This window comes from Streptomyces sp. NPDC031497, from assembly GCF_055580905.1.
The window spans coordinates 155,369-179,475 of sequence record NZ_JBVIKO010000021.1 but is presented as its reverse complement, the minus strand read 5'-3'; the positions used below and the strand labels follow the sequence as shown (position 1 = coordinate 179,475).

The 24,107-nt window shown below is 71.6% G+C and carries 25 protein-coding genes; 19 read left to right on the top strand and 6 right to left on the bottom strand.

Features of this window, described 5'->3' with window-relative positions; translation table 11 throughout:
- Window positions 1-332: 332 nt before the first annotated feature.
- Window positions 333-1,658 (top strand): MFS transporter, encoded by a 1,326-nt coding sequence (locus ACZ5K7_RS35160; protein ID WP_468920001.1) that lies wholly within the window; start codon window positions 333-335, stop codon window positions 1,656-1,658.
- Window positions 1,659-1,713: 55 nt separating this feature from the next.
- On the opposite strand, the gene ACZ5K7_RS35155 is transcribed toward ACZ5K7_RS35160, so the two are convergent.
- The 3 genes from ACZ5K7_RS35155 to ACZ5K7_RS35145 form a co-directional block, all read right to left on the bottom strand.
- Entirely contained in the window at window positions 1,714-2,481 is a 768-nt protein-coding gene (locus ACZ5K7_RS35155; protein ID WP_468919998.1) for a helix-turn-helix domain-containing protein, read from the bottom strand.
- Window positions 2,482-2,674: 193 nt separating this feature from the next.
- A complete protein-coding gene (locus ACZ5K7_RS35150; protein WP_351711222.1) occupies window positions 2,675-3,094 on the bottom strand; it encodes an SH3 domain-containing protein in 420 nt (139 codons plus the stop codon).
- A 129-nt stretch (window positions 3,095-3,223) separates the two neighbouring features.
- On the bottom strand, window positions 3,224-3,628 hold the full coding sequence (locus tag ACZ5K7_RS35145) for a cupin domain-containing protein (RefSeq protein WP_351711220.1): 405 nt from the start codon (window positions 3,626-3,628) through the stop codon (window positions 3,224-3,226).
- Window positions 3,629-3,841: 213 nt separating this feature from the next.
- Here ACZ5K7_RS35145 and ACZ5K7_RS35140 point away from each other — a divergent pair, with 213 nt between their 5' ends.
- The 9 genes from ACZ5K7_RS35140 to ACZ5K7_RS35100 all read left to right on the top strand — a co-directional run bounded on the left by ACZ5K7_RS35140 (window position 3,842) and on the right by ACZ5K7_RS35100 (window position 11,349).
- On the top strand, window positions 3,842-4,393 hold the full coding sequence (locus tag ACZ5K7_RS35140; RefSeq protein WP_468919994.1) for a carboxymuconolactone decarboxylase family protein: 552 nt from the start codon (window positions 3,842-3,844) through the stop codon (window positions 4,391-4,393).
- Window positions 4,394-4,528: 135 nt separating this feature from the next.
- The gene (locus tag ACZ5K7_RS35135) at window positions 4,529-5,440 is read left to right on the top strand and encodes a LysR family transcriptional regulator (protein WP_362577381.1); all 912 of its coding nucleotides are present in this window, start codon (window positions 4,529-4,531) and stop codon (window positions 5,438-5,440) included.
- Window positions 5,441-5,543: 103 nt separating this feature from the next.
- A complete protein-coding gene (locus ACZ5K7_RS35130; protein WP_351711216.1) occupies window positions 5,544-6,464 on the top strand; it encodes a VOC family protein in 921 nt (306 codons plus the stop codon).
- A 20-nt stretch (window positions 6,465-6,484) separates the two neighbouring features.
- On the top strand, window positions 6,485-7,933 hold the full coding sequence (locus tag ACZ5K7_RS35125) for an NAD-dependent succinate-semialdehyde dehydrogenase (RefSeq protein WP_468919989.1): 1,449 nt from the start codon (window positions 6,485-6,487) through the stop codon (window positions 7,931-7,933).
- A complete protein-coding gene (locus ACZ5K7_RS35120) occupies window positions 7,930-8,700 on the top strand; it encodes a fumarylacetoacetate hydrolase family protein (RefSeq protein WP_351711212.1) in 771 nt (256 codons plus the stop codon). The genes ACZ5K7_RS35125 and ACZ5K7_RS35120 overlap by 4 nt, the downstream gene beginning before the upstream one ends.
- On the top strand, window positions 8,697-9,068 hold the full coding sequence (locus ACZ5K7_RS35115) for a VOC family protein (protein WP_351711210.1): 372 nt from the start codon (window positions 8,697-8,699) through the stop codon (window positions 9,066-9,068). The genes ACZ5K7_RS35120 and ACZ5K7_RS35115 overlap by 4 nt, the downstream gene beginning before the upstream one ends.
- Window positions 9,069-9,093: 25 nt before the next feature.
- Complete coding sequence (locus ACZ5K7_RS35110; protein ID WP_468919985.1) at window positions 9,094-9,879, top strand: alpha/beta fold hydrolase; 786 nt, start codon at window positions 9,094-9,096, stop codon at window positions 9,877-9,879.
- On the top strand, window positions 9,876-10,340 hold the full coding sequence (locus ACZ5K7_RS35105; RefSeq protein WP_468919982.1) for a GlcG/HbpS family heme-binding protein: 465 nt from the start codon (window positions 9,876-9,878) through the stop codon (window positions 10,338-10,340). The genes ACZ5K7_RS35110 and ACZ5K7_RS35105 overlap by 4 nt, the downstream gene beginning before the upstream one ends.
- 4 nt (window positions 10,341-10,344) lie before the next feature.
- Window positions 10,345-11,349: a uroporphyrinogen decarboxylase/cobalamine-independent methonine synthase family protein gene (locus ACZ5K7_RS35100; RefSeq protein WP_468919979.1), complete on the top strand. Its 1,005-nt coding sequence runs from the start codon at window positions 10,345-10,347 to the stop codon at window positions 11,347-11,349.
- A 203-nt stretch (window positions 11,350-11,552) separates the two neighbouring features.
- Here ACZ5K7_RS35100 and ACZ5K7_RS35095 read toward each other — a convergent pair whose 3' ends face one another.
- Window positions 11,553-11,840 (bottom strand): putative quinol monooxygenase, encoded by a 288-nt coding sequence (locus tag ACZ5K7_RS35095; protein WP_351711202.1) that lies wholly within the window; start codon window positions 11,838-11,840, stop codon window positions 11,553-11,555.
- 180 nt (window positions 11,841-12,020) lie between these two features.
- On the opposite strand from ACZ5K7_RS35095, the gene ACZ5K7_RS35090 reads away from it, so the two are divergent.
- The 5 genes from ACZ5K7_RS35090 to ACZ5K7_RS35070 all read left to right on the top strand — a co-directional run bounded on the left by ACZ5K7_RS35090 (window position 12,021) and on the right by ACZ5K7_RS35070 (window position 18,590).
- Window positions 12,021-13,463 (top strand): aldehyde dehydrogenase family protein, encoded by a 1,443-nt coding sequence (locus tag ACZ5K7_RS35090; protein WP_468919977.1) that lies wholly within the window; start codon window positions 12,021-12,023, stop codon window positions 13,461-13,463.
- Between the two features lie 26 nt (window positions 13,464-13,489).
- Window positions 13,490-14,689, top strand: a complete 1,200-nt coding sequence (gene lhgO, locus ACZ5K7_RS35085; RefSeq protein ID WP_468919974.1) for an L-2-hydroxyglutarate oxidase — start codon at window positions 13,490-13,492, stop codon at window positions 14,687-14,689.
- 150 nt (window positions 14,690-14,839) lie between these two features.
- Window positions 14,840-15,700: an amidohydrolase family protein gene (locus tag ACZ5K7_RS35080; protein WP_351711196.1), complete on the top strand. Its 861-nt coding sequence runs from the start codon at window positions 14,840-14,842 to the stop codon at window positions 15,698-15,700.
- Window positions 15,701-15,713: 13 nt separating this feature from the next.
- The gene (locus ACZ5K7_RS35075; protein ID WP_468919970.1) at window positions 15,714-17,414 is read left to right on the top strand and encodes a thiamine pyrophosphate-dependent enzyme; all 1,701 of its coding nucleotides are present in this window, start codon (window positions 15,714-15,716) and stop codon (window positions 17,412-17,414) included.
- 132 nt (window positions 17,415-17,546) lie between these two features.
- A complete protein-coding gene (locus tag ACZ5K7_RS35070; RefSeq protein ID WP_468919967.1) occupies window positions 17,547-18,590 on the top strand; it encodes an Ldh family oxidoreductase in 1,044 nt (347 codons plus the stop codon).
- A 45-nt stretch (window positions 18,591-18,635) separates the two neighbouring features.
- On the opposite strand, the gene ACZ5K7_RS35065 is transcribed toward ACZ5K7_RS35070, so the two are convergent.
- Window positions 18,636-19,595 (bottom strand): alpha/beta hydrolase fold domain-containing protein, encoded by a 960-nt coding sequence (locus ACZ5K7_RS35065; protein ID WP_468919964.1) that lies wholly within the window; start codon window positions 19,593-19,595, stop codon window positions 18,636-18,638.
- 91 nt (window positions 19,596-19,686) lie between these two features.
- Here ACZ5K7_RS35065 and ACZ5K7_RS35060 point away from each other — a divergent pair, with 91 nt between their 5' ends.
- From ACZ5K7_RS35060 to ACZ5K7_RS35045, 4 genes are all read left to right on the top strand, one after another.
- On the top strand, window positions 19,687-20,208 hold the full coding sequence (locus ACZ5K7_RS35060) for a MarR family winged helix-turn-helix transcriptional regulator (RefSeq protein ID WP_351711188.1): 522 nt from the start codon (window positions 19,687-19,689) through the stop codon (window positions 20,206-20,208).
- Between the two features lie 83 nt (window positions 20,209-20,291).
- Window positions 20,292-20,681: a DoxX family protein gene (locus tag ACZ5K7_RS35055; RefSeq protein ID WP_351711186.1), complete on the top strand. Its 390-nt coding sequence runs from the start codon at window positions 20,292-20,294 to the stop codon at window positions 20,679-20,681.
- On the top strand, window positions 20,682-21,149 hold the full coding sequence (locus ACZ5K7_RS35050; protein ID WP_351711184.1) for a peroxiredoxin: 468 nt from the start codon (window positions 20,682-20,684) through the stop codon (window positions 21,147-21,149).
- 54 nt (window positions 21,150-21,203) lie between these two features.
- Complete coding sequence (locus tag ACZ5K7_RS35045) at window positions 21,204-23,564, top strand: ATP-binding SpoIIE family protein phosphatase (RefSeq protein WP_468919959.1); 2,361 nt, start codon at window positions 21,204-21,206, stop codon at window positions 23,562-23,564.
- Between the two features lie 5 nt (window positions 23,565-23,569).
- On the opposite strand, the gene ACZ5K7_RS35040 is transcribed toward ACZ5K7_RS35045, so the two are convergent.
- Window positions 23,570-24,004, bottom strand: coding sequence for a cupin domain-containing protein (locus ACZ5K7_RS35040; RefSeq protein ID WP_351711180.1), 435 nt, complete (start codon window positions 24,002-24,004; stop codon window positions 23,570-23,572).
- Window positions 24,005-24,107: the final 103 nt, after the last annotated feature.

The following is a 24,107-nucleotide window of genomic DNA, read 5'->3' as shown; positions in this document are numbered from 1 at the left end:
TTTTGTTGGCATAGGGGGGTTGGGGTCAGGGGGGGGTGTGGGGGGAGTTTGTCTGGTCTCCCCCCCCCCCCCTCCCTTTTTGGGGGGGGGGGGGGGGGTGCCCCCCCCCCCCCCCCCCCCCCCCCACCCCCCTTTGCCACCTGCGGGTTTACCCCGTCCGCAGAGTGGCTCGGCCGGTGTCCGGATCGTTGCTGAGATTGTTGACAAAACCGTTGACACTTCTGGCTCCGGATCCTTAGCGTCTACGCACCACGGGTCAGCCGCACGAGCCGCGTCGACCCCCTCACCGCTTCCCCTCCAGGGAACGCCTCCTGGACGAGAGGAAAACAAAGATGTCCTCCTCAACCGCCCTGTCCGCTCGCGGCGGCAAACTGGCCCTGCTGGTCATCGGCCTGTGCTGGCTGGCCGTACTCTTCGACGGCCTCGACATGTTCATCTACGGCTCGGTGCTGCCCCACCTGCTGGAGACCAAGACCTTCGGCATCACCCCGGACAAGGCCGGTGACCTGGGCTCCTACGCCACCTTCGGCATGCTGGTGGGCGCCCTGACCGCAGGCACGGTCGCGGACCGGATCGGCCGCAAGCAGCTGATGATCGGCTGCGTCACGCTGTTCTCGCTCGCCTCCGGCATCTGCGCGATCTCCGGCAGCCTCGCGGTCTTCGGCCTCGGCCGCACCCTGGCCGGCGTCGGCCTCGGCGGGCTGCTGCCGACCGCGATCAGCATGGTCTCCGACTACGCCAAGGGCGGCCGGATCGCGATCACCATCGGTGTGCTGATGACCGCCCACCACGCGGGCGGCATCCTCTCCGCCTACGTCGCCAAGTGGCTGGTCGACCCGTTCGGCTGGCGCTCCGCCTTCTGGGTCTGCGTGCTCCCGCTGCTCTTCGTCCCCGTCCTGCTGAAGCTGCTGCCCGAGTCGCTGAGCTTGCTGGTCGCCAAGGGCCGCACCGAAGAAGCCACCGCCCTGGCCGACCGCTACGAGGTCGAACTGCCCGCCGCCCCCGGCAAGAAGACCGCCGCCGACCGCTGGGACGCGCTGCTCGGCCTGTTCCGCGGCGGCGAGTGGCTCCAGACCCTGCTGTACTGGCTGGCCTCCTTCGGTGGCCTGCTGCTGGTCTACGGCGTCGCCACCTGGCTGCCCACCCTGATGCGCACCGAGGGCTACGAGCTCGCCAACGCCCTGACCTTCGTCGTCGTCTTCAACCTCGGCGGCATCGTGGGCATGCTGGTCGCGGGGAGGGCCGCGGACCGGTTCGGCGCCCCGCGCATCGCGGCGATCTGGTTCGCCCTCACCGCCGCCGGCGTCTACCTGCTCAGCGTCCACCTGCCGATGGGCGTGACCACCCTGGTCGTCTTCCTCACCGGCGTCTTCCTCAACAGCGCCCAGACGATGATCTACGCGACCGTCTCCATCCGCTCCACCCCGGACAACCGGGCCACCGCCGTCGGCTGGACCTCCGGCATGGGCCGCTTCGGCGCCGTGTTCGGCCCGTGGCTCGGCGGCCAGCTGCTCGCCGCCGGCAACGGCGACTGGGGCTTCACCGCCTTCGCCCTGGCCGGTGTCTCCTCGATGGTGTTCATCGGCATCGCCGCCCTGCGCTCGGCCCGGCAGCCGCAGCGCAGCAACGACCAGGAGGAACTGGTCGCCGCCCACTGACCGGTGTCCGCGACCGTCCGGCGCCGCGCTCCTGCCACGGGCGCGGCGCCACTTCTCACTCCTCCAGACCGTCGGGTTCGGCCTCCAGCCCGGTGCACGCCAGCTTCCCCCCGACCTCCCCACACGCTTCCACCCCCCGGGGCGTCGGCACCGCGAGCATCGGACTGGTGTAGCCGACGGAGTCCTCGGCGGGATAGCTCGCGGACAGCACGTCCTGCCCGGCCCGGACCGAGACCTCCCGGGCGTGCGGGGCGTGCATCCGCACCTCGGACCAGGCCGATCCGCAGGTGGGGGAGTAGCGCAGCCGGACGTCGTACGCGGTGCCGGTGACCCTGCTCATGGTCTGCGCGTCCCGGGAGCACGCCGAGGCGTCAGGCAACTCGCCCTGGCAGGACCGCCCGTGGCAGCGCGGCGCCCCCGACACCGGCTGCGTACCCTGGGCGGCGCGCCGGTCGGACACGGTCACGGCGGCCGCGGTCACGCCGGCCACGGCGAGCAGCGCGAGCGCGGTCAGCGGCAGCCGCCACCACCGCCGCGCCCGCGGCCGCTCCGGTGCCGGAGCCGCGGCCGGCTGCTCCTCGGCGGCCTCGCACAGCGCCAGTACGGCCGCCGGATCGACACCCGCGAGCCGGGCCAGGGCCTCCACGGCCGGACGCGGCGGCCGTTTGGCGCCGGTGAGATAGCGGTGCCAGGCGGACTTGCTGTACGGGGTGCGGGCGGCCAGCGCCGCCAGGCTCAGTCCCGTACGCTCCTTCAGTTCGCGCAGGCGCGCCGCCGGCGACTCGTCGGGTGGGGTGGTGGTCGCTCCTTCGGAGTGCCGCATGTCGCGTGCCTCGACTTCACTACGCTATGGGCGTTTCGCCCCTGTTGTCGGGATGGCTTCCCATGGATACCGGGGCCGCAATCGGCGAACAGGTGTGAAGACGGTCAATCAGGGGGTGCATGCCGAAGGCCTGTTCGGAAACGGGGTTCCCGAACAGGCCTCGGCGGTCAGGGAGTACGGCGGGCCGGACCCGTCAGCACCACGGAACGGCGTGGCCGACCCGGACGTAGTGGCCGGAGACGAACCCCTTGCGGTGCGGGAGCCGGTACCAGGTGTGGTTGCCGCGCACCGAACCGCCGTACGTCTTGCAGGCCACCGGGACCAGCCGGTTGCTGTGACGGTGGCCGACCACGCGGTAGCGGGTGCTCGGGCCGGAGCGGACGTTGAGCCGGACGTGGTGCGTGGTCACCCGGCCGACGGTGCGGTAGCCGTAGTGCCGGTGGTGACGGCCGACCGCCGGGGCGGGCAGGGTGGTGTAGTTGTAGTACTGGATGATTCCCTGCGGTGCGGGGATCGGAGTGGCGGCGCTCGCGGTGGCGGCCCCGGCCGTGGGCAGGAACGCGAACACCGCGACTGTGGCCAGCAGGCCGCTCTTCAGGATCCGACGGGACATGGAAACCTCCGTGCTGTCGTGCTCGTGACCACGAAGCGTGATCACGATTCGGAGGATTGCCATGGCCGGGGGCCGTCATGTCGTCCCCGCGTGCCCTGGGACGCCTGGGACGTCCCCGGGGACGGGGGCTCAGCCCATCTGGTCGTCGGCGGAGAGGTGCTCGACCGTCTTTCCCGTCTCCGTGAAGGTCCGGGTGACGTATCCCGACGAGTACACCCACAGGATCCGCAGGGGGGTGTCGCCGACGTTGCGGAACAGGTGCGGGACGGGGGACGGGACGTAGGTGGTGTCGAACCGCTCCAGCCGGGTCACCTCGCCGTCCACCCACACCTCCGCCTCGCCCTCCAGGACGGTCACGTGCTCGTCGCAGTTGTGCGAGTGGGACGGCGCCCCTGAGCCGACCGGATAGACGCTCATCCCGCTCGTGATCAGGTTCTCCCCGCCCGCCGACGGCGTGGTGATCAGCGGCGTCGACACGACAGCGCCGCCCCGGTCGAGCGGGGGCACGGACGCGGCCTTGATGATCGTGGTCATCCGGGGATTCCTCTCCACTGCGATGCGGTACGCCGACCGACGTTAGGCCGCGTGCGCGCCAACGGGTGCCCCCTGGCGTGCAGTTTTACCTTGCGTTCCGAGAGGGGTGAGCCGCCCGGATCCGGCTGTAGCGTCACCTGGCATCCCACGGCCGCCGGAGAGAGAAAGCAGGTACCGGCCCCCATGAGGCTCCCCGTACTCAGCGAAGAAGACATGGATCCGCGGCAGCAGGAACTGGCCGCCAGGATCGCGGGCCGCCGCGGCGCCGTCCGCGGCCCGTTCCGGGTCTGGCTGCACAGCCCCGAGATGTGCGAACGCGCCGAATCGCTCGGCGCCTTCGCCCGGTTCGACTGCGGCCTGCCCAAGCACCTGCGTGAACTGGCCCTGCTGATGGCCGCCCGCAACTGGGACGCCCAGTACTCCTGGAACGCCCATGTCCACCAGGCGATCGAGGCCGGCATCCCGGAGGCTGCCGTCAAGGCCATCGCCGAGAAGCGTCCGGCGGTCCTCGACGACGAGGCCGACCAGGCCTTCTACCAGTTCTGCCGGGAGGTCCTGGAGGAGCACTTCGTCACCGACGAGACCTTCGCCCGCGCACTGGCCCACTTCGGCCCCAAGGGGCTGGTCGACACCATCGGCGCGCTCGGCAACTTCACCATGCTCGGCATGTGCCTCAACACCTTCCAGGTGGACCTCCAGGCCGACCGGGAGCCGCCGTTCCCGGACGTCCGCGGCTACGGCCGGATCATCCCGGACGGGGCCTGATCCGGGGCCTGATCCGGGGCCTGACCATGAGAAATGCGGCCGATCTTTTAAGCGAAGAACCGTTGACAGGATTGCCGACATTCGATTTGTGTGGGTGACCAGCGCGAGCGAGCCGCACGCGCGTTCGGAGGAAAAATGGATCGCTTGCTCCTCATGCACAGCTTCGTCACCGTCGCCCAGGTCGGCAGTTTCAGCGGAGCGGCCAAGAAACTCGGCTCCTCCGGCTCCCTGGTCTCCCGGCACGTGGCGGAACTGGAGCGGCAGATCGGTGTCCGCCTGGTCAACCGCACCGCCCGCTCCGTGAGCCTGACCGAGCCGGGCCAGCGGTACGCCGAGTTCGCCGCGCGCATCCTCGACGAGATCGAGGCCGAGGACGCCGGCATCGCCCAGCTCCACGACCGGCCCGAGGGCACCCTCAGCGTCATCTGTCCCAAGTGGATCGGCAGCCTCGACCTCGGGGACGCCATCGCCGCGTTCTCCGCCGCCCATCCGAAAATCCAGGTCCGGTTCGAACTCGGCGGGATGTCCGACCGCACCTACGACTTCTTGGACAGCGGATTCGACGTCGCCTTCCACACCCGGGACCTGCGGGACTCCAGCGTCCGGTTGAAGAAAATCGCCTCGCTGCCGTTCGTACTGTGCGCCGCCGAGGAGTACGTCGAGCGGTGCGGCACGCTCGCCCACCCGAACGACCTCGCCGCCCACGACTGCCTGGTCCACCTCAACGACCCGGTCTGGCGGATCGGCCACGGGCACGCCAGCACCCTGCACAAGATCCGCAACATCGCGTTCTCGTCCAACTCCTACATCGCCCTGCAGAAGGCGGCGGTGCACGGCCGCGGCATCGCCCTGCTGCCCCAGCGCCCGGCCTACGACGACCTGGTCTCCGGCGCCCTCCAGGTGCTGCTGCCCGACCTCGCCGTACCCGACCGCCCGCTGTACGCGATCTACGGTCCCGGGCAGGACACCCCGCGCAAGATCAGCGTGTTCCTGGACTTCCTCGCCGAGTGGTTCTCGCAGAACCCGATTCCCACGATCCGGTCGTAGCCGGGGCCGCAAGAAACGCTTGCGCATTCCGTAGAGCTCAGGCCATTGAGGCCCTCGCCGGCCGATATCTACGCTCGCGAGGCGACCTGGAAACGAGGAATCCATGGGAATCCAGAGAATCGAATCGGTCACGTACGGCATCGACGACCTCGACATCTGCGTGCGGTTCTTCGACGACTTCGGGCTGTTCCCGGTGGAACGGACCGACGAGCACGCCGTGTTCGAGACGCGCACCGGACAGACCCTGCACCTCGACACCCTGCCCGGACCGCTGCTGCCGGCCCCGGTCGAGGACGGGCCCACCCTGCGCGAGGTCGTCTGGGGCGTCGACACGCCCGCCGAACTGGAGCGGCTGGTGGCGGCGGTGGGCCGGGACCGCGAGGTCCGCGAGAGCGCCGACGGCGTCCACCACACCGTGGACGAGACCGGTTTCGGTGTCGGCCTTTCCCTGGCCCGTCCCAGGCCGGCCCCCGTCACGCCCCGCGCCGCCAACACGCTCGGGACGGTCAACCGCTGGAACACCGCCCTGGAGCCGATCACCCGGGTCCGCCCGCTGCGCATGTGCCATGTCGCCCTGAACATCCCGAAGCAGGGCCGTGAGCAGGCCGTCGGCTTCTACGTCGACCGGCTCGGCTTCCGCCCCACCGACGTGGTCGAACCCATGGGCGTCTTCATGCAGGCCCCCGGCGACGACGACCAGCACACCATGCTGCTGTGCCACCGGCCTGACAAGGCGGGGATCAACCACATCGCCTACGAGGTCCCCGGCTTCGACGATGTGATCGAGGGCGGCAACCACATGATCGAGCACGGCTGGCGGGAGGCCCGCAGACTCGGCCGGCACACCATCGGCTCCAACGTCTTCCGCTTCCTGCACGCCCCGTGCGGCGGCCGCGTCGAGTACGCCGCCGACATGGACCGTGCCGACCAGAACTACGGCACCCGGGTCCACGAGACGACCCCGCCGCACCACATCTGGGCCCTGCGCACCAACCGCGACCAGGAAGCCCCCACCGCGTCCTGACCCTGAGAGGGCACCCCTTCATGACCACCGACCACGGCTATCCCGCCGTCCGCATGTACATAGCGGGCGAGTGGTGCCAGGGCTCCACCGGACGGACCGCCCCCGTCGCCAACCCCGCCACCGAGAAGCCGATCGGCGAGGTCCCCCTCGCGACCGCCGCCGACCTCGACCGGGCACTCGAAGCCGCCGCCGAGGGCTTCAAGGTGTGGCGCGCGACCTCCGTCGCCAGGCGCTCCGCGATCCTGGACCGGGCCGCCGACCTGATCGCCGAACGCGCCGCCGAGATCGGCCGGGTGATGACCCTGGAGCAGGGCAAGACCCTCGCCGAGTCCACCGGCGAGGCCAGGCGCACCGCCGAGACGCTGCGCTGGCACACCGAGGACGCCCGCCGCGCGTACGGCCGTATCATCCCGTCCGCGCCCGGCACGGTCCTCACCGTCCGCCGCGAACCCATCGGCCCCGTCGCCGCCTTCGTGCCGTGGAACTTCCCGGTCGGCGGCCCCAACCGCAAGATCTCCTCGGCGCTGTCGGCGGGCTGCTCGCTCATCATCAAGGCCTCCGAGGAGACTCCGGCGACGGCCGCCGCGCTCGTGGAGTGCTATGCGGACGCGGGCCTGCCGGCCGGGGTGCTCAACCTCGTCTTCGGCGAGCCGGCCGAGGTCTCCGCGCACCTCATCGCCTCCCCGGTCACCCGGATGATCGCCTTCACCGGCTCGGTGCCCGTCGGCAAGCTCCTCGCCGCCGAGACCGGAAGGGTCATGAAGCCCACCCTGATGGAACTCGGCGGCCATGCCCCGGTGATCGTCTGCGCCGACGCCGACCCCGGCCAGGCCGCCCGGCGCGCCGCGCAGGCCAAGTTCTTCAACGCGGGCCAGGTGTGCACCTCGCCCAGCCGTTTCCTCGTCCACGAGTCCCTGGTCGAGGACTTCACCGCCGAGTTCGTGAAGGCCGCCGAGTCGGTCGTCGTCGGCGACGGCCTGGCCCAGGGCACCACCATGGGCCCGCTCGCCAACGAGCGCCGGCTGCGGTCGGTCGAGCGGCTGACCGCGGACGCGGTGCGCAAGGGCGCGACGGTGCTCACCGGCGGCGAACGCCCGGACCGCCCCGGGTACTTCTTCGCGCCGACCGTCCTCACCGACGTGACCCCGGACGCGGAGCTGATGTCCGAGGAGCCGTTCGGGCCCGTCGCGCCGATCGTGCCCTTCGCCGACCTGGACGACGCCCTGGCCATCGCCAACTCACTGCCCTACGGCCTGGCCGCCTACGGCTTCACCAGGTCGGCCGCGACCGCCGAGAAACTGTCGGACGGCTTCGAGGCCGGAATCCTCTCCCTCAACCACTGCGGCGGCTCGGTGCACGAGGCACCCTCCGGCGGGGTCAAGGACAGCGGGTACGGCCGGGAGGGCGGGCCGGAGGCGCTGGACGCCTACCTGGTCACCAAGCGCGTCTCCCACCTGCTGACGCCATGAGGTACGCACGCGTGTCCGTCGACGGCCGGGCGGTGTGGGGCCGGGTGGCGGAGACGGACGTCGAACTCCTCTCCGGCTCACCACTGGCTGCCGACCCCGATGTCCTCGGCACGGTCCCGGTCGCCGAGGCCGTCTGGCTGCCGCCCGTCGTACCCGGTGTGTTCTACGCCGTCGGCTACAACTACCCACGGCACATCGAGCACGCCGGCGCCTCGACACCCGACCGGCCCGAGGTCGGCTACCGGGCCAACAACGCGCTCACCGGCCACCGTTCGCCGATCGTCAGGCCGGCCGACGTGACCGGGCGGTTCGAGGCCGAGCCCGAACTGGTCGCCGTCATCGGCCGTACGGTCCGGTACGCGACCCAGGACGACGCCCGGAAGTCGGTCTTCGGCTGGACCATCGGCAACGACGTCAGCGCCCGCACCTGGCAGCACCAGGACCGCACCTTCTGGCGCAGCAAGAACAGCGACACGTTCAAGCCCATGGGCCCCTGGATCGAGACCGACGTCGACGCCCTCGCCCAGACCACCACCCTGCGCGTCAACGGAGAGGTCCGCGCCGCGTTCCCGACCGGAGACATGGTCTTCGACCCCTACGACCACATCGTCGAGATCACCAGACACATCACCCTGCACCCCGGTGACGTGCTGTGGATGGGCGCCGAGTCCACCTGCCAGATCGAGCCCGGCGACACCGTGGACATCGAGATCAGCGGCATCGGCGTGCTGTCCAACCCCGTACACCTGGAAGGGAACCACTCATGAGCGCGGAACCCCGTTACATCCACCACGTCAACTTCCCCACCACCGACCCCGACCGGACCGCCGCCTGGTACACCAAGGTCTTCGGGATGAAGCGCATCATGCCCAAGTCCAACACCCGCGTGGTGCTGATGACCCGGGGCACCTTCGACCTGCACTTCACCCCTGTCGAAGAGATGGAGCGCATGGCGCCCTACCACTTCGCCGTCGAGGTCGACGACTGGGACGAGTTCCTCGCCCACCTCAAGGAGCTGGGCATCCGGCACACCCGGCCGATCGAACGCCCGGAGAACCAGTCCAAGTTCTGCTACATCCACGACCCCGACCACACCATGATCGAGCTGGTCTACCACGCTCGCCGCCCCAACTAGCCGCTCCAGTACGGGAGTTAACCCCATGCCCTTCGCCGACTCCGACGGCACCTCCATCTACTACGAGCGCCACGGCAGCGGCCCGGCGATCCTGTTCGTGCACGGCAGCGGCGGTCACCACGCCGCCTGGTGGCAGCAGGTGGCCGCACTGCGCGAGGAGTTCACGGTCGTCACCGTGGACCTGCGCGGCTTCGGCAAGTCCGACTCGTCCATGGCGGAGTTCGACGGCCAGGACTTCCCCGGCGACGTCGTAGCCGTCCTCGACCGGGAGGACCTCACCGACGCCATGCTGGTCGGCCAGTCCATCGGGTCCGTCGCCGCGCTACGCGCCGGCCTGCTGCGCCCCGAGCGGGTGTCCTCGGTCGTCCTCGGCCACTCCCTCGGCGGTATCAGCCACCCCGAGCTGAAGGAACTGGCCGCCGCCGACCGGGCCGAGGCCGTGAAGCTGCCGGTGATCGACCGGCTGCTCACCAGAACGTTCCAGCGTGAGCGGGCCGATCTCACCTTCCTGTTCCAGCAGATGGGCACGTTCAACGTCGCCAGAATGCAGGACCTGCGCAACCTCGACACCGACGGCCCCTCCCTGGAGGAGATCCAGGCCTCCGGCGTCAAGGTCGCCTTCCTCGCGGGCGAGAAGGACGCCGTCCTCAGCGTCAAGACCGTCACCCGCGCCCACGAACTGCTGCCCGGCTCCGACCTGGAGATCGTCCCGGACGCCCCGCATTCCATGTACTGGGAGACGCCCCAGCCGTACAACGCGGCCGTCGCCCGGCTCCGCCGCACCCTCACCGCACCGAAGGAAGCAGCATGAGCAGCCTCACCCTGGCCGCCGCCGAGGAGATCATCGACGCCGCCCACCGGCGCGCCCGGGAGATCGGCAAGGCGGTGAGCGTCGCCGTCGTGGACGCCGGCGGCTTCCCGGTCGCCATCCGCCGCCCCGACGGGGCCCGCCCCCTCACCCCCGACATCGCCCGCGCCAAGGCCTACACCGCCGCCGTCATGCAGCGCCCAGGACCCATGCTGAAGAAGTGGCAGGAGAGCCAGCCCGTCTTCTTCGCCCAGCTCTCCCAGCTCCCGGGCGCCGCCCTTCCCATCATGGCCGCCGAGGGCAGCGTCACCATCAAGAAGGACGGTGAGATCATCGGCGGGCTCGGCATCGCCGGCGGCACCGCGGACGAGGACCAGCGGATCGCCGAGGAGGTCCTGAAGGACCTCGGCTACGAGCTGGAGTTCGCCGCGTGGGGCGTCACCGGCGCCGGCGGAAAGGACTGACACCATGGCGGATACGTTCAACTACCGCATCGACCACCACGGCAGCCTGGTCCGCCCGGCAGGCCTGTCCACCGCCGACCCGGAGGCCGTCGACGCGGCGGTCCGGGAGGCGGTCGCCTACCAGCGCAAGCTGCGCTCCACCGTCGTCACCGACGGCGACTTCCCGCGCGAGGACTTCCGTAGCGCGGTCCTCGACGGCGTGTCGGGGTTCCGCCGTACCGACGGGGCGGCCCCGGACGGCCTGGTCCACTGGGTCGCCGAATCCCTGCCCAAGGCCACCGGCCCGCTGCTCGCGGACCGGGCCGCCCAACTCGCCGAACTGACGGTGATCGCCCCGAAGGCCACGCTGCCCTCCCCGGCGTACCTGGCGGCCACCACGTTCCGGCCGGGCCTCGGCGTCTCCTCGGCGCGCGAGCTGGGCGAGGCCCTCGCGGAGATCGTCCGGGCCGAGATCGAGCTGCTGGTGTCGAAGGGCGTCCGCCTGATCCAGCTCGACAACCCGCTCCTGCTCGACCAGTTGAGCACCGACCCGGGGGACCCCGGCGCACTGTCCTTCGAGGACGCGCTTGCCGTCGACACGCTCGCGGTACGCCTGGACGAGCGTCCCGAGGGCGTACGGATCGGCGTGGCCCCCGGCTGGTCGGCCCCGGCCGAGGTGGACCGGGCACGGGCGGAGGAGCTGTACGCCGCAGTCGGCGCCGACCGCTGGATCCTCCCGTTCGACCAGGGCACGCAGGCCGAACTCGACCTCGTCACGGCACTCCCGGACGACAGGGACTTCTGCCTGGGCGTGGTCGACGCGACGGTGCCTGAGCTGGAGGACATCGACACCGTGATGTCCCGTATCGACGCGGTCGGAGAGTTCAAGGACCTGGAGGACGGGGCCGTATCGCCGTCACGGGGCTTCGCGGACGTGGCGTCGAGGCCACTGCTGACCGCAGAGGACCAGCGCCGCAAGCTGGTGCTGGTCGAGACCATCGCCCGGTACTGCTGGGGCAACGAGTTCTGACCGCTCCGCTGTGTGCCGCGATCCGCCGTCTGCGGCGCCGTCGTGGCCGGTCGCGCAGTTCCCCGTGCCCCTAGAAGAAAGAGGCGCTGCACGAGCGCCTCTTCAGGGGCGCGGGGCGGTGGTCGATGTGCGGCTACCGCCGCGTGGGCGCGAGCAACCACAGTCCACCCGCGCCCTCTCCCTCCACACCAGCCCGGCAGGCGCTAAATCACCTCGGCAAAAGTCACCGTGCGCTCCACGAGCAACGGCCACACCACCCCCACAACGACCTCCTTGAAGTGCTCGGCCGCCTTGTGCGCCTCGAACCCCTCCCGGTCGACATACCGCTCGTACAGCAGAAACCCACCCGGCTCGCCCTCCACCACGTGCACCTCGTACATCAGGTTCGCGGGCTCCGTGCGGGTGGCCTCCCGCGCCTTCAACAGCGCGGCCCGCACCGTCGCCTCGTCGGCGGGTGCGCAGCGGTAACGGGCGACGACTGCGTATGCCATGCGGTTCCTCCAAGGATCGTGTCCGGCCCGCCGATTCCAGCACGGATCATGCGCCCGCCGACCCGCGCACGGCGCAAGCAATGCCTGCCCTCACGGGGCTGGTGGACCCCCTCCCACATGGTGTGTTGTCACATCCGGCCCGCACCGGCGGCGCCGCGGACGACGAAGGAAGTGATCTCCATGCGCACCCTGGAAACCCTCTCCGGCGGAGAGTGGACGAGGACCGGCGAATGGATCGACGTCCACGACCCCGCCGACGTCCGTACCCCGCTCGCCCGGGTCCCGGCCCTGTCCGCCAAGGACGTCACCCGCGCCTACGACCACGCCGAGCGCGGTTTCACCGGCTGGAAGCGCACCAGCCCCTTCGAGCGGGCCCGGGTCCTCACCGAGGCGGCCCGCCTGATCAGGGAGCGGGCCGGGGAGATCGCCGCCGACGTCACCGCGGAGAACGGCAAGACCCTCGCCGAGGCGACCGGCGAGACCCTGAAGGCCGCCGACTTCCTGGAGTACTACGCGGGCCTCGCGCGCCAGGGCTACGGCACCCTCCTGCACGACGTGCGCCCGCAGCACCGTACGCACACCCAGCGCGAGCCGATCGGCGTGATCCTGGTGATCAGCCCCTGGAACGACCCGCTGATCACCCCGGCCCGCAAGCTCGCCCCGCTGCTGGCCGCAGGCAATGCCGCCGTGTTCAAGCCGGCCACCGAGACACCGTTGTCGGGCCTGCACTTCGCCCGCGCCCTGCACGACGCGGGCCTGCCCGCCGGGGTCCTCAACGTCGTCACCGGCCGGACCGCCGAGATCGAGGAGGCGCTCCTCGACGACCCCCGGATCGCCGGCATCACCTTCACCGGCTCCAACGCCGTAGGCAACCGCATCCGGCGCCGCCTGGCCGACCGCAACGTCCGTTTCCAGGGCGAACTCGGCGGCAAGAACGCCTCGGTGGTGCTGCGCGACGCCGATCTCCCGGCCGCCGCGAAGGCGGTCGTCGCCGCTTCCTTCGGCCAGGCCGGGCAGCGCTGCACCGCCACCAGCCGGGTGATCGTCGAACGACCGGTGTACGACGGGTTCGTCGCGCTGCTGGTCGCGGAGGTGGCGGCCCTGACGGTCGGCCCGGGCAGCGACCCGGCGACCACCCTGTGCCCGCTGTCGAGCCCGAAGCAGCGCGACAGCGTCCTCGCCGACCTGGGCAGGGCGGTCGAGCAGGGCGCGACTGTCCTCACCGGCGGCCGGGCGGACACCGAGCGGCCCCACGGCTGCTACGTGCAGCCCACCGTCCTCGCGGGTGTCACCCCCGAGTTGGCCGTCTGGCGCGAGGAGGTCTTCGGGCCGGTCCTCGCCGTCCGCGCGGTCGACGACTTCGACGCGGCCGTCGACGCGGTCAACGACTCCGCCTTCGGCCTCGCCGCCGCCGTGTTCACCCGGGACCTCTCCTCGGCGTACCGCTTCGCCGACGAGGCCGAGTGCGGGCAGGTCGCCGTCAACACGACCACCACCGGCTGGGACGTCCACCTGCCGTTCGGCGGATTCCACGACTCCGGCACGGGCTACAAGGAGCAGGGCGAGGAAGTCCTGAGGTTCTCCACGCGCGTCAAGACGGTGGCCGTCCACTTCGGCGCGTGAGCACCGTACGAGAGAGGAGGACGCCGATGGCTGACGAGACGATCGGCGTGGTCGGCGCCGGCATCGTGGGCCTCGCCACGGCCCGTGAGATCGCCCTGCGCCGCCCCGGCACCCGGGTCGTGGTGTTCGAGAAGGAGCGGGAGGTCTCCCGGCACCAGACCGGCCACAACTCCGGTGTGGTGCACGCGGGCATCTACTACACACCGGGCAGCCTCAAGGCCGACCTGTGCGTGCGGGGCGTGGCGCTGCTGCGCGAGTACTGCCAGGACCGGGAGCTGCCGTACCAGGAGATCGGCAAGCTGGTGGTGGCCGTCCGCGAGGACGAGCTGGGCCGGATGGAGAACCTCTACCAGCGGGCCAGGAACAACCACGTGCCGGAGCTGCGGAGGATCTCCCGCGAGGAGATCAAGGAACTGGAGCCGCACGCCGGCGGCATCGCGGCTCTGCACTCCCCGCGCACCGCGATCACCGACTACCCGGCGGTCGCCGGGGCCTTCGCGAAGGACGTCGTCGACTCCGGCGGCGAGGTACGGCTGGGCTTCCCGGTCACCTCGATCACCACCGTGCCTCGCGGTGTCGAGGTCGCGTCCGCGCAGGACCGCGTCCGCGTGGACCGGCTGATCCTCTGCGCCGGCCTCCAGTCCGACTCCGTCGCCCGGCTCGCCCAGGACAGGCAGGAACCCCGGATCGTCCCGTTCCGCGGCGAGTACATGCTGCTGAAGTCGGACCGGACGGATCTGGTGCGTGGCCTCATCTACCCGGTACCCGACCCCCGTTATCCCTTCCTCGGCGTGCACTTCACCCCGCGTGTCGACGGTTCCGTGGAGGTCGGCCCCAACGCCGTCCTCGCCCTCGCCAAGGAGGGATACCGGCGCAGCAGGGTCTCGCCCCGGGACCTTCTCGGGCTCGCCGCCTACCCCGGGGTCTGGAAGATGGCCGCCGAGCACTGGCGTACCGGCGTCAAGGAGTACCGCGGCTCCTTCTCCGCCGCCGCCTTCATGAAGGACGCCCGGCGGTACGTCCCGGAGGTCGGCGTCCGTGACGTGGTGCGCGGCGGGGCGGGCGTACGCGCCCAGGCCCTGGACCGCGACGGCACGCTCGTCGACGACTTCCGCATCCATCGGGTCGGCCGGATCACGGCCGTACGCAACGCCCCCTCGCCGGCCGCCACGGCCTCCATGGCGATCGCCGAGCACATCACCGCGGCTGTGTTCGGCGACTCCTGAACGATCCGTTCCGGCACCTGGAATGCGCCGCGAACAGCGCACTTCCGCGCAACAACAGCTTGCGCTCCGGGATCTCCGCAAGAGCTCACGGGCCGCCTAGCGTTCCTTCCACAGCACCTCAAGCCCCCTCCGAGAGAAAGAGTTCGCGCCATGTTCGTCGTCGACACGCAGATCCACATCTGGAAGGAAGAGACCCCGGACCGCCCCTGGGTGCCCGGCGCCCGCGAGCGGATCCGGCTCAACGGCCACCGCGAGGACCCCTTCTCCTACGAGGAGGCGCTGGAGCTGATGGACGAGGCCGGCGTGAACCGGGCGCTGATCCTGCCGCCGTCCTGGGAGGGCGACCGCATCGACTACGCCCTGGAGGCCTGCGAGGCCCACCCGGACCGGTTCGGCATCATGGCCCGCATCCCGCAGAACAAGCCCGAAGAGGGCAAGGCCATGCTCAAGGACTTTGCGCAGAACCCGCACGTCAAGGGCACCCGGCTCACCTTCCACCGGCCGCAGGACCGCAACTGGATGATCGACGGCACCAACGACTGGTACTGGCCGGTCGCCGAAGAGCTGCGCATCCCGACCATGGTGCACGCCCCGATCTGGAAGCGTGAGCTCGGCGAGATCGCCGCCAAGCACCCCGAGCTGAAGATCATCATCGACCACATGGGCATCATGGCCCGCTGTGTCGACGACGCGATCGGCTACTGGGTCCAGGAGACCGCCGACCTGCACGTCCACCCGAACATCTACGTCAAGGTGTCCGCGCTGCCGGGCTACTCCACGCAGCCCTTCCCGAACAACAACATCCAGAAGTACGTGCGCGAGATGGTCGACAAGATGGGCCCGCAGCGCTGCTTCTACGGCACCGACATCACCCGGCTGCTCGGTCACGGCATCACCTACACCGACACGATCGAGCAGTTCACCAAGCACTGGGACTTCACGCCCGAGGAGCTTGAATGGATCCTGGGCCGCGGTATCTCCGAGGTCCTGAACTGGCCGATCGAGGGCTGAGGGAACACCGGAGATGACCAACACTCCAGGAACCGACGGCGGTGACGCCCTCGTCGCCGCCTTCGACGCCGTCGGCGCCGACTACCTCTTCTGCTCCTCGGGGTCCGAGTGGGCCCCGGTGTGGGAGGCGCTGGCCCGCCGCCACCGCGACGGCGAACCCGCGCCGGAGTACCTCGACCTCACGCACGAGACCGTCGCCGCCGGCATGGCCACCGGCTACGGGCTGATCAGGCGCCGTCCGCAGGGCGTGCTGCTGCACGCGGCGCCGGGCCTGCTGCAGGGCTCGATGGCCGTGCACGGGGCGCTGCTGGCCGGCGTGCCCATGGTCGTCGCCTCCTCGGAGTCGACGACCTACGGCGACGCTCCCGGGCATGACCCGGGCGGCCAGTGGTACCGCAATCTCTCGATCGTGGGCGGCCCGCACGGCATCGCCCAGCCGTTCACCAAGTGGTCGACCGAGGCGGCCAGTGTGCACACGCTGCCGACCATGATCACCCGGGCGGCCGAGCTGGCCTGGCGGGCACCGGCCGGACCGGCGTACCTGAACATCCCGCTGGAGATCCTGCTCGAGGAGTGGGACGGCCGCGAGGCCAAGCCCCTCGTCGCACCGGGCTCCACGCACAGCTCGCCCGAAGAGGTCGACCCCGTCGCCCAGTTGATCCGCGAGGCGGCCAACCCGGTGATCGTCACGGAGACGGCGGGGCGCGAGGCGGGCGGCTTCGAGGCCCTGGTCGCCTTCGCCGAGGCCTGGAACATCCCGGTCGTCGAGCCGGACTCGGCGGTGTGCGGCAACTTCCCGCGCACCCATCCGCTGCACGCCGGCAGTGACATCGGGCCGTGGATGGACGAGGCCGACCTCATCCTCCTGGTCAACTGCCGGGCCCCCTTCTACCCGCCGTCCCGCCGTCCCGCCAAGGCGCAGGTCGTCGTCATCGACGAGGTCCCGCAGCGCCCGCACGTGGTCTACCAGGTGCTGTTCGCCGACAGGTACCTGGAGGGCAACGTCGCCAACACGCTGCGGCAGCTGGCCAAGCGGGCGAAGGATCTCGACGAACGTGCGGTCGAGGTCCGCCGGGCGGCGCAGGCGGAGCGGCACGCCGCCGAGCGGTCGGCGATCGCAGCGGCCGAGGCCAGGGCCGAGGGGGCCGACGGCGTCGACCCGGTGCTGGTCGCCGCCACCCTGCGGGGGCTGCTGCACGGGCAGGACGCGATCGTCGTGGACGAGACGATCACCCATAGCCGGGTGGTCAGGCGCCACCTCCAAGTCACCGGCCCCGACTCCTACTTCTATGTCCAGGGCGGACTCGGCCAGGGCATCGCCGTCGCCCTCGGCGTCAAACTCGCCGCGAGGGAAAGGCCGGTGGTCCTCACCGTCGGCGACGGCGCCTTCACCTACAACCCGGTGATCCCGTCGTACGACGCCTCGAAGTCGTACGAACTGCCCTTGCTGATCGTGGTGTTCAACAACCGCGTGTACAAGTCGATGAACCTCAACCATCGCCGGTTCTACCCCGAAGGGGCGGCCGCCGACACCGGCGAGTGGCTGGGCACCGACCTGCACCGGCTGCCCCGGCTCGCCGCGTTCGCCGAACCGTTCGGCATGCACACCGAGACCGTGGACACGGTGGAGGCGCTCGCGCCCGCACTGGAGCGCGCGCTGAAGGCGGCGGCCGAGGGGACGACCGCCGTGGTCGACGTCCTCGTCACCCGCTGAGCGCTCCGCCGTACACGCCGTTCCAAATCCGCCGGCTGTCCGTGGCCGGTCGCGCCCGCGCGGCGGTAGCCGCGGATCGACGCAGCCCCGCGCCCCCGACGGGGCGCTGTAGCCCAGGAGGCTTCCGCCGCCATGTCCGACACACCCCCCAAGATCCTGGTGCCCGCCGAGGACCTGCGCACCTTCTCCGCCGCCCTGCTGGAGAAGGGCGGTCTGAGCGCCGAGCACGCCCGTACCACCGCCGACGTGTTCGTCTGGGCCGCGCAGCGCGGCGTCGACTCGCACGGCACCGCGCGCGTCCCCGCCTACCTGGACCTGCTCGCCAAGGGCGTCGCCAACCCCGGCCCGCGGCTCACCGTCGAGTCCACGGCGCCGGCCGCCGCCGTCCTCGACGCCGACCGTGCCCCCGGCCCGGTCGCCCTGACCGCCGCCGCCGACGAGGCGGTACGGCGGGCCCGCGAGACCGGCATCGCCTCGGTGGGAGTCCGCCGCACGGTCCACACCGGCGCCATCGGCTACTACGTGTCCCGGATCGCCGACCAGGGCCTGGTCGGGCTCGGGTTCGTGGCCGGCATGCCCAACATGGGCTACACCGGAGTCAAGGGCGCGGCCGTCGCCACCAGCCCCCTCGCCATCGCCGTACCGGCCCGCGAACACGCCCCGCTGCTGCTGGACATGGCCACCGCCACCATCGCCCTCGGCAAGATCCGCCAGGCGAAGGCGAGCGGCACGCCGCTGCCCGAGGGCGCGGCCGCGACGGCGGACGGCACCCCTACGACCGACCCGGAACAGGCGGTCATGCCGCTGCCGCTGGGCGGCGCGAAGGGCTCCGGCATGTCCCTGGCCTTCGAACTCCTGACCAGCGTGCTGGTCGGAGCCCCGATCTTCGCGTCCTTCCACGCCGGTGACCGCGAGCACCGCCAGAACGCCCTGCTCATCGCCCTGGACCCGGCTGCCTTCGGCGACCCGGAGGCCTTCGTCGGCGCGGTGGACGACACGCTCGGCACCCTGAAGGGCCTTCCGGCCGCCGACGGTGCCGACGGGGTGTTCTACCCGGGGGAGCGCAGCGCGGCCGTCGCGGAGGAGCGGGGACGGACGGGCATCCCGGTGGCTCCCAAGGTCTGGCGGGAGCTGACCGGGCACGCCGAGAGGCTGGGCGTGGCGCTGCCCGTCTGACACTCTCCCGGCCGGCGCCGAGCACCTGCCGGGCCGCGCCGGCGCTCAGCGCGCCGGCGGCCCCGCGGCGTCCTTACCCCGGGTCGCAATCCGCACCTGGCGCGCGATGAGCGCGTAGACCTCCCGGGCCTTCGCGTCGTCCTTGCCGTCGTACCCGTGGTCGGCCCCCGCCACCTCGTGGTACCCGGCCAACGCCCCCGCCGCCCGCAACCGCTCCGCGTACCGTTCGCCCTCCGCTCTGAGCAGGTCGTACTCCGCGGTGATCACCAGCGCCGGGGCGATCCCGGTCAGGTCGGCGGTGTCGGACGGGTGGGCGGGGGAGACCAGCGGGTCGCTGCGCCGCTTCGGGTCCGGGACGTAGGACGTGTCGAAGACCTCCGCCATCCAGGGCCGCAGCATCGGTCTGGTGATCGAGGCGTGCTTGTCCGCCGCGTTCGTCGCCAGGTCCAGTGGCGGATAGTGGAGCACCTGGAGCGCGATCGAGGGGCCGCCCGCCGTCAGCGCCTGCCGGGCCACCGCCGCGGCGAGCCCGCCGCCGGCGCTCTGTCCGCCGACGGTCAGCCGGGAGCCGTCCCAGCCCTGCTCGGCCGCGTGCTCGGCGACCCAGCGGACCACCTCGTAGGCCTGGCGGGGCGGGGCCGGGAAGGGATGCTGCGGGGCGACGACGTAGTCCACGTTCACCACGGCCACCCCGGCCTCGGCCGCGAGGAACCGGCACAGCGGGTCGTCGAGTTCGGTGAGCGCCATGACGTAGCCGCCACCGTGGAAGTTGACGTGCACCGGGGGTGGCGCGTCCCCGGACGGCGGCACATACACCGTGGCGCGGGCCGGGGCGATGGCCGTCGGGACGGTCAGCTCCCTTGTCCTGCGCGGGAACTCGGGAAGCCGGGCGTGCGAGGCGGCGTCGGAGCCGGGACCGCTCCGGCGCCTGCTCGCCAGGAGGGTGAGCCGCTGCAGGGTCCTCGCGCCGAGGGCGGCGACCGAAGGGCGGGCCAGGAGGGACATTCGGCTCCGATCGTGGACTCTGGGCAGCGGCGTGCGTAAACCTGCGCAGTAACTTACTTGAGTTACGCAACGATATGGTAAACTGGCTGGTATGTCCACAGAACCGCTGCCAGCCGTGCCCGCCGCCTCCCCGGAGGTCGTCGAGATCGAGCGCGCCCTGACACGCATCACCTATCTGAGCACCCGGGCCCGCCAGCACGAACGGTTGATGGCCCTCGCCGGCGTTCCGCTGGACCGGGCCGCGGTGGCCCTGCTCCGCCAGGTCGCCGACTCCGAGCCGCAACGCCCGGGGGAGCTGGCGCAGCGGCTCGGCGTGGAGGCCTCGCACGTGACGCGCACGGTCCAGCAGCTCCAGAGGTCGGGGTACGTCACCCGGGTCCCCGACCCCGACGACCGCCGCGCCCAGCGGATCGAGCTCACCGACGCGGGCCGGGACGCCGTCCACCGTGTCCGGGACGCCGGGGCGCGCGGCATGCAGCTGGCCCTGGACGACTGGACGCCCGAGGAACTGCGGCACCTGGCCACGCTCTTCCACCGCATGGTCGACGACTTTCTCGCCTACGCGGTCGAGGACGAGGCCGGCGAGTCGGTGCCCTCGGCCGGCACCGTGTGAGGCGACGGTGTGCGCACGCCCCGGCGGGGAGCGGGCCGGTACCACCCGGTAATATCCGGCGGCAGGTCGTCAGAGGAGGCGTCGTGGCCCGGTCCGAACGTTCAGCCCTGCTGTTGGCGGGGCTGCTGGCAGCCGCCGGAGTGACTCACTTCGCGGCGCCGAAGTCGTACGACGCCACGATCCCCAAGGCGCTGCCGGGCTCACCCAGGGCCTGGACGTACGGGAGCGGGGCCGTGGAACTGGCACTGGCGGCCGGGATCGCCCTGCCGCGCACCCGCAAGGCGGCGGCCCGTGCTGCCGCCGCGTTCTTCGTCGGCGTCTTCCCGGCCAACGTGCAGATGGCCGTCGACTGGCAGCAGCGGCCGGAACCGCTCAGGACCGCGGCCCTCGCCCGCCTGCCGCTCCAGATTCCCCTGGTGCTGTGGGCGCGCGGTGTCGCACGCAACGTCGCGCACAACGAGGAGGGCCGATAGATGGCGGGAACCGTAGAGGTCGGAAGCAAGATCGAGGACTTCGCGCTGCCGGACGAGACCGGTACCACGCGAACGCTCACGGAACTGCTGGCCGACGGGCCGGTCGTCCTCTTCTTCTATCCGGCCGCCCTGTCGCCGGGCTGCACGACCGAGGCCTGCCACTTCCGGGACCTGGCGACCGAGTTCGCCGCCGCCGGCGCCCGGCCGGTCGGGATCAGCGGGGACAGCGTCGAGCGGCAGCAGGAGTTCGCCGGGAAGCACACGCTCGGCATGCCGCTGCTCTCCGACGCCGACGGCACGGTCCGCGAGCGGTTCGGCGTCAAACGCGGCATCGCAATCGCCCCCACCAAGCGGGCCACCTTCGTCATCGCCCAGGACCGCACCGTCCTGGAGGTCGTCCGCAGCGAACTGCGCATGAACACGCACGCCGACCGGGCGCTCGCCGCACTGCGCGGCCGGCAGGGCTGAGACGGCCCGTCCCCGCGCTTGATGCGGTGGGGCATAGGTCCCATCCTGGGGCGTATGGAGCGTGTCGCGGCCGCGGCGATCATTGACGCCCTGGGCAGGGTGACGGGGTGGAGCGAAGGCGCGCGGGTACTCACCGGACGCCCGGCGGAGCAGGTCGTGGGCCGGCCCGCCGCCGACCTGCTCGCCGAGGCGGTACCCGCGGCGGCGCTCGCCGCCCGCTCCGGGACCGTCGCCCTGCGTCACGCCGACGGACGCCGGACGGAGATCGCCCTGACCGCCTGCCCGGTCCTCGGCCCCGACGGCCAGACCACCGGATACGTCCTCACCGCCGACCCGCCCCCGCAGGCCGAGCCCACCCTGGCCGAACGGGCCTTCCAGCAGGCCTCCATGTCCATGTCGGTCTTCGACGTCCGCCAGCGCTACCTCCGCGCCAACGACGAGGCCTGCCAGGTCATGGGCGCCTCCGAGGAGGCCCTGCGCGGCCGCTTCTTCATGGACACCATCGAGGACGTCCCGCACAGCCAGGGCTTCCTGAGCCATCTGCGCCAGGTCGTCGAGACCGGCCGGCCCACCCGCTACGAGAGCTTCACCGCCGCCCCGGCCCTGGACCGGGACCACGCCTGGAGCATCGAGATGTGGCCCCTGCACGACCGGGGCGGCGAGCTGACCGCGGTCGCCCTCGCCGCCTTCGACAGCACCGAGCAGTACCTGGCCCGGCTGCGGCTCGCCCTGCTCAACGAGGCGGCCACCTCCATCGGCACCACCCTGGACGTGGTGCGTACCGCAGAGGAGGTCGTCGAGCTCATCGTCCCGCGCTACGCCGACTTCGCCAGCGTCGACCTGCTCGACTGGGTCCTCTCGGCCGAGGAGCTGCCCACCATCCCGGAGGGGGACATCGAACTGCGGCGCGTCGCCCACGGCTCGGCGAACGAGGGCACCCCCGAGGCGGCCGTACGGCTGGGTGAGACGGAGGTGCATCTGGCGTCGTCACCGCCGGCCCGGGCGCTGCGCGAGGGGCGCGCGGTGGTCAGCCAGGCCGGCGAACCGGAGTTTCACCGCTGGGTCGCGGAGCGCAACGCCCGTGCGCCCCAGGGCCGCAAGTACCGTCAGGGCGTCCACTCCATGGTCGCCGTACCCCTGCGGGCCCGGGGCATCCTGCTCGGCGTCGTCGTCGGCGTGCGCATGCGCCACCCCGACGACTACGCCATCGACGACACCGTGTTCGCCGAGGAGCTCGGCAGCCGTGCCGCCGTCTGCATCGACAACGCCCGCCGCTTCGCCCGCGAGCGCTCCACCGCCCTCACCCTCCAGCACAGCCTGCTGCCCAGCGGCCTGCCCGGTCAGGCCGCCGTCGAGGTGGCGCACCGCTATCTGCCCTGCGGTTCACTGGCCGGCATCGGCGGCGACTGGTTCGACGTGATCCCGCTCTCCGGCAGCCGGGTCGGCCTGGTCGTCGGCGACGTCGTCGGCCACGGCATCCGCTCCTCCGCCACCATGGGCCGGCTGCGGACGGCCGTACGCACCCTCGCGGACGTGGACCTGCCCCCCGACGAGCTCCTCACCCACCTCGACGACCTGGTCATCCACCTGGCCGCGGACGGCAACGGCGAGGAGGTCGCCGAACTGGGCGCCACCTGCCTGTACGCGGTCTACGACCCGGTCTCGCGCCACCTCGCCCTCGCCGCCGCGGGACACCCGGCGCCCGCCGTGGTGCTGCCCGGTGGCGAGGCCGAGCTGGTCCCGATGACCGCGGGACCGCCGCTCGGTGTCGGGGGTCTGCCCTTCGAGGCGGTGGAGCTGGACCTGCCCGAGGGCGCCGTCGTCGCCCTCTACACGGACGGCCTGATCGAGGACCGGGACCGGGACGTGGACCGCGCCACCGAGGAGATGTGCCGGGCGCTGAGCGCGCCGGCCGACTCGCTGCAGGACCTCAGCGACAACGTGCTCAAGGCGGTCCTGCCGGAACAGCCCTCCGACGACGTCGCCCTGCTGCTGGTGCGCACCCGCGCCCTGGGAGCCGACCGGGTCGCCACCTGGGACGTCCCGCCGGACCCCGCAGAGGTCGCGTACTTCAGGCAGGCGGCCACCGAACGCCTCACCGACTGGGGGCTGGACGAGGCCGCCTTCGTCACCGAACTCGTCGTCAGCGAACTCGTCACCAACGCCATCCGCTACGGCGAACCGCCCATCCAACTGCGCCTCATCCGCGACCGCGCGCTCATCTGCGAGGTCTCCGACGGCAGTTCGACCTCACCGCATCTGCGTCGCGCGCACGCCTACGACGAGGGCGGCCGCGGCCTGCTCCTCGTCGCCCAGCTCACCCAGCGCTGGGGCAGTCGCCAGACCGACAGCGGCAAGACCATCTGGGCCGAACAGCCGCTGCCCGAAGGGCCGTTGCCGGCCAACCAGGAGTGACCGGGTTACTCGAAGTCGCAGCCCGGGTTCGGCACCGACTCGGAGTACGGCGAGCCGTGCGGGAGGATGTACAGCACGTCCAGAACGAGGTCGGTGTCGCCCAGGTTCGCGCCCAGATGCACATCGCCCGCCCCGCCCGGCTCGTACACCGTGCCGCCCTGCCGGTAGACCCCGTCCCCCTCGCAGTCCGAGTGGAAGTGGCTCAGCGTGCCCTTCTGGACGTATCCGTAGACCGGGCCGTCGTGGAAGTGCCAGCCGGTGGTCTGCCCGGGCGGGACGGTGATCTCCCGCAGCACGTAGTCCGTGCCGCCGACGGTGGTCTGACTGATCAGCCGGCCGGTCACACCGGGCCCGGCGGGAGTGGCGTAGGCGGTGCCGCAGGTCAGCAGAGTGCCGGCGGCGACAGCCCCGGCCAGGGCGGTACGGAGCGCGGTGCGCATACGGAGGGCCTCCTGTGCCGAAGATCGAGTACCGACGTGAACATAGGCCGCCGCGAGCCCCCTCCGGGCCGGAACCGCCGAATCCACGCGCACTCCGCACCGC

Bases quoted from the DNA above. Each gene is read 5' to 3' on its own strand.
- ACZ5K7_RS35160 (WP_468920001.1), top strand. From the start codon at position 333: ATGTCCTCCTCAACCGCCCTGTCCGCTCGCGGCGGCAAACTGGCCCTG.
- ACZ5K7_RS35155 (WP_468919998.1), bottom strand. From the start codon at position 2,481: ATGCGGCACTCCGAAGGAGCGACCACCACCCCACCCGACGAGTCGCCG.
- ACZ5K7_RS35150 (WP_351711222.1), bottom strand. From the start codon at position 3,094: ATGTCCCGTCGGATCCTGAAGAGCGGCCTGCTGGCCACAGTCGCGGTG.
- ACZ5K7_RS35145 (WP_351711220.1), bottom strand. From the start codon at position 3,628: ATGACCACGATCATCAAGGCCGCGTCCGTGCCCCCGCTCGACCGGGGC.
- ACZ5K7_RS35140 (WP_468919994.1), top strand. From the start codon at position 3,842: ATGGATCCGCGGCAGCAGGAACTGGCCGCCAGGATCGCGGGCCGCCGC.
- ACZ5K7_RS35135 (WP_362577381.1), top strand. From the start codon at position 4,529: ATGGATCGCTTGCTCCTCATGCACAGCTTCGTCACCGTCGCCCAGGTC.
- ACZ5K7_RS35130 (WP_351711216.1), top strand. From the start codon at position 5,544: ATGGGAATCCAGAGAATCGAATCGGTCACGTACGGCATCGACGACCTC.
- ACZ5K7_RS35125 (WP_468919989.1), top strand. From the start codon at position 6,485: ATGACCACCGACCACGGCTATCCCGCCGTCCGCATGTACATAGCGGGC.
- ACZ5K7_RS35120 (WP_351711212.1), top strand. From the start codon at position 7,930: ATGAGGTACGCACGCGTGTCCGTCGACGGCCGGGCGGTGTGGGGCCGG.
- ACZ5K7_RS35115 (WP_351711210.1), top strand. From the start codon at position 8,697: ATGAGCGCGGAACCCCGTTACATCCACCACGTCAACTTCCCCACCACC.
- ACZ5K7_RS35110 (WP_468919985.1), top strand. From the start codon at position 9,094: ATGCCCTTCGCCGACTCCGACGGCACCTCCATCTACTACGAGCGCCAC.
- ACZ5K7_RS35105 (WP_468919982.1), top strand. From the start codon at position 9,876: ATGAGCAGCCTCACCCTGGCCGCCGCCGAGGAGATCATCGACGCCGCC.
- ACZ5K7_RS35100 (WP_468919979.1), top strand. From the start codon at position 10,345: ATGGCGGATACGTTCAACTACCGCATCGACCACCACGGCAGCCTGGTC.
- ACZ5K7_RS35095 (WP_351711202.1), bottom strand. From the start codon at position 11,840: ATGGCATACGCAGTCGTCGCCCGTTACCGCTGCGCACCCGCCGACGAG.
- ACZ5K7_RS35090 (WP_468919977.1), top strand. From the start codon at position 12,021: ATGCGCACCCTGGAAACCCTCTCCGGCGGAGAGTGGACGAGGACCGGC.
- lhgO (WP_468919974.1), top strand. From the start codon at position 13,490: ATGGCTGACGAGACGATCGGCGTGGTCGGCGCCGGCATCGTGGGCCTC.
- ACZ5K7_RS35080 (WP_351711196.1), top strand. From the start codon at position 14,840: ATGTTCGTCGTCGACACGCAGATCCACATCTGGAAGGAAGAGACCCCG.
- ACZ5K7_RS35075 (WP_468919970.1), top strand. From the start codon at position 15,714: ATGACCAACACTCCAGGAACCGACGGCGGTGACGCCCTCGTCGCCGCC.
- ACZ5K7_RS35070 (WP_468919967.1), top strand. From the start codon at position 17,547: ATGTCCGACACACCCCCCAAGATCCTGGTGCCCGCCGAGGACCTGCGC.
- ACZ5K7_RS35065 (WP_468919964.1), bottom strand. From the start codon at position 19,595: ATGTCCCTCCTGGCCCGCCCTTCGGTCGCCGCCCTCGGCGCGAGGACC.
- ACZ5K7_RS35060 (WP_351711188.1), top strand. From the start codon at position 19,687: ATGTCCACAGAACCGCTGCCAGCCGTGCCCGCCGCCTCCCCGGAGGTC.
- ACZ5K7_RS35050 (WP_351711184.1), top strand. From the start codon at position 20,682: ATGGCGGGAACCGTAGAGGTCGGAAGCAAGATCGAGGACTTCGCGCTG.
- ACZ5K7_RS35045 (WP_468919959.1), top strand. From the start codon at position 21,204: ATGGAGCGTGTCGCGGCCGCGGCGATCATTGACGCCCTGGGCAGGGTG.
- ACZ5K7_RS35040 (WP_351711180.1), bottom strand. From the start codon at position 24,004: ATGCGCACCGCGCTCCGTACCGCCCTGGCCGGGGCTGTCGCCGCCGGC.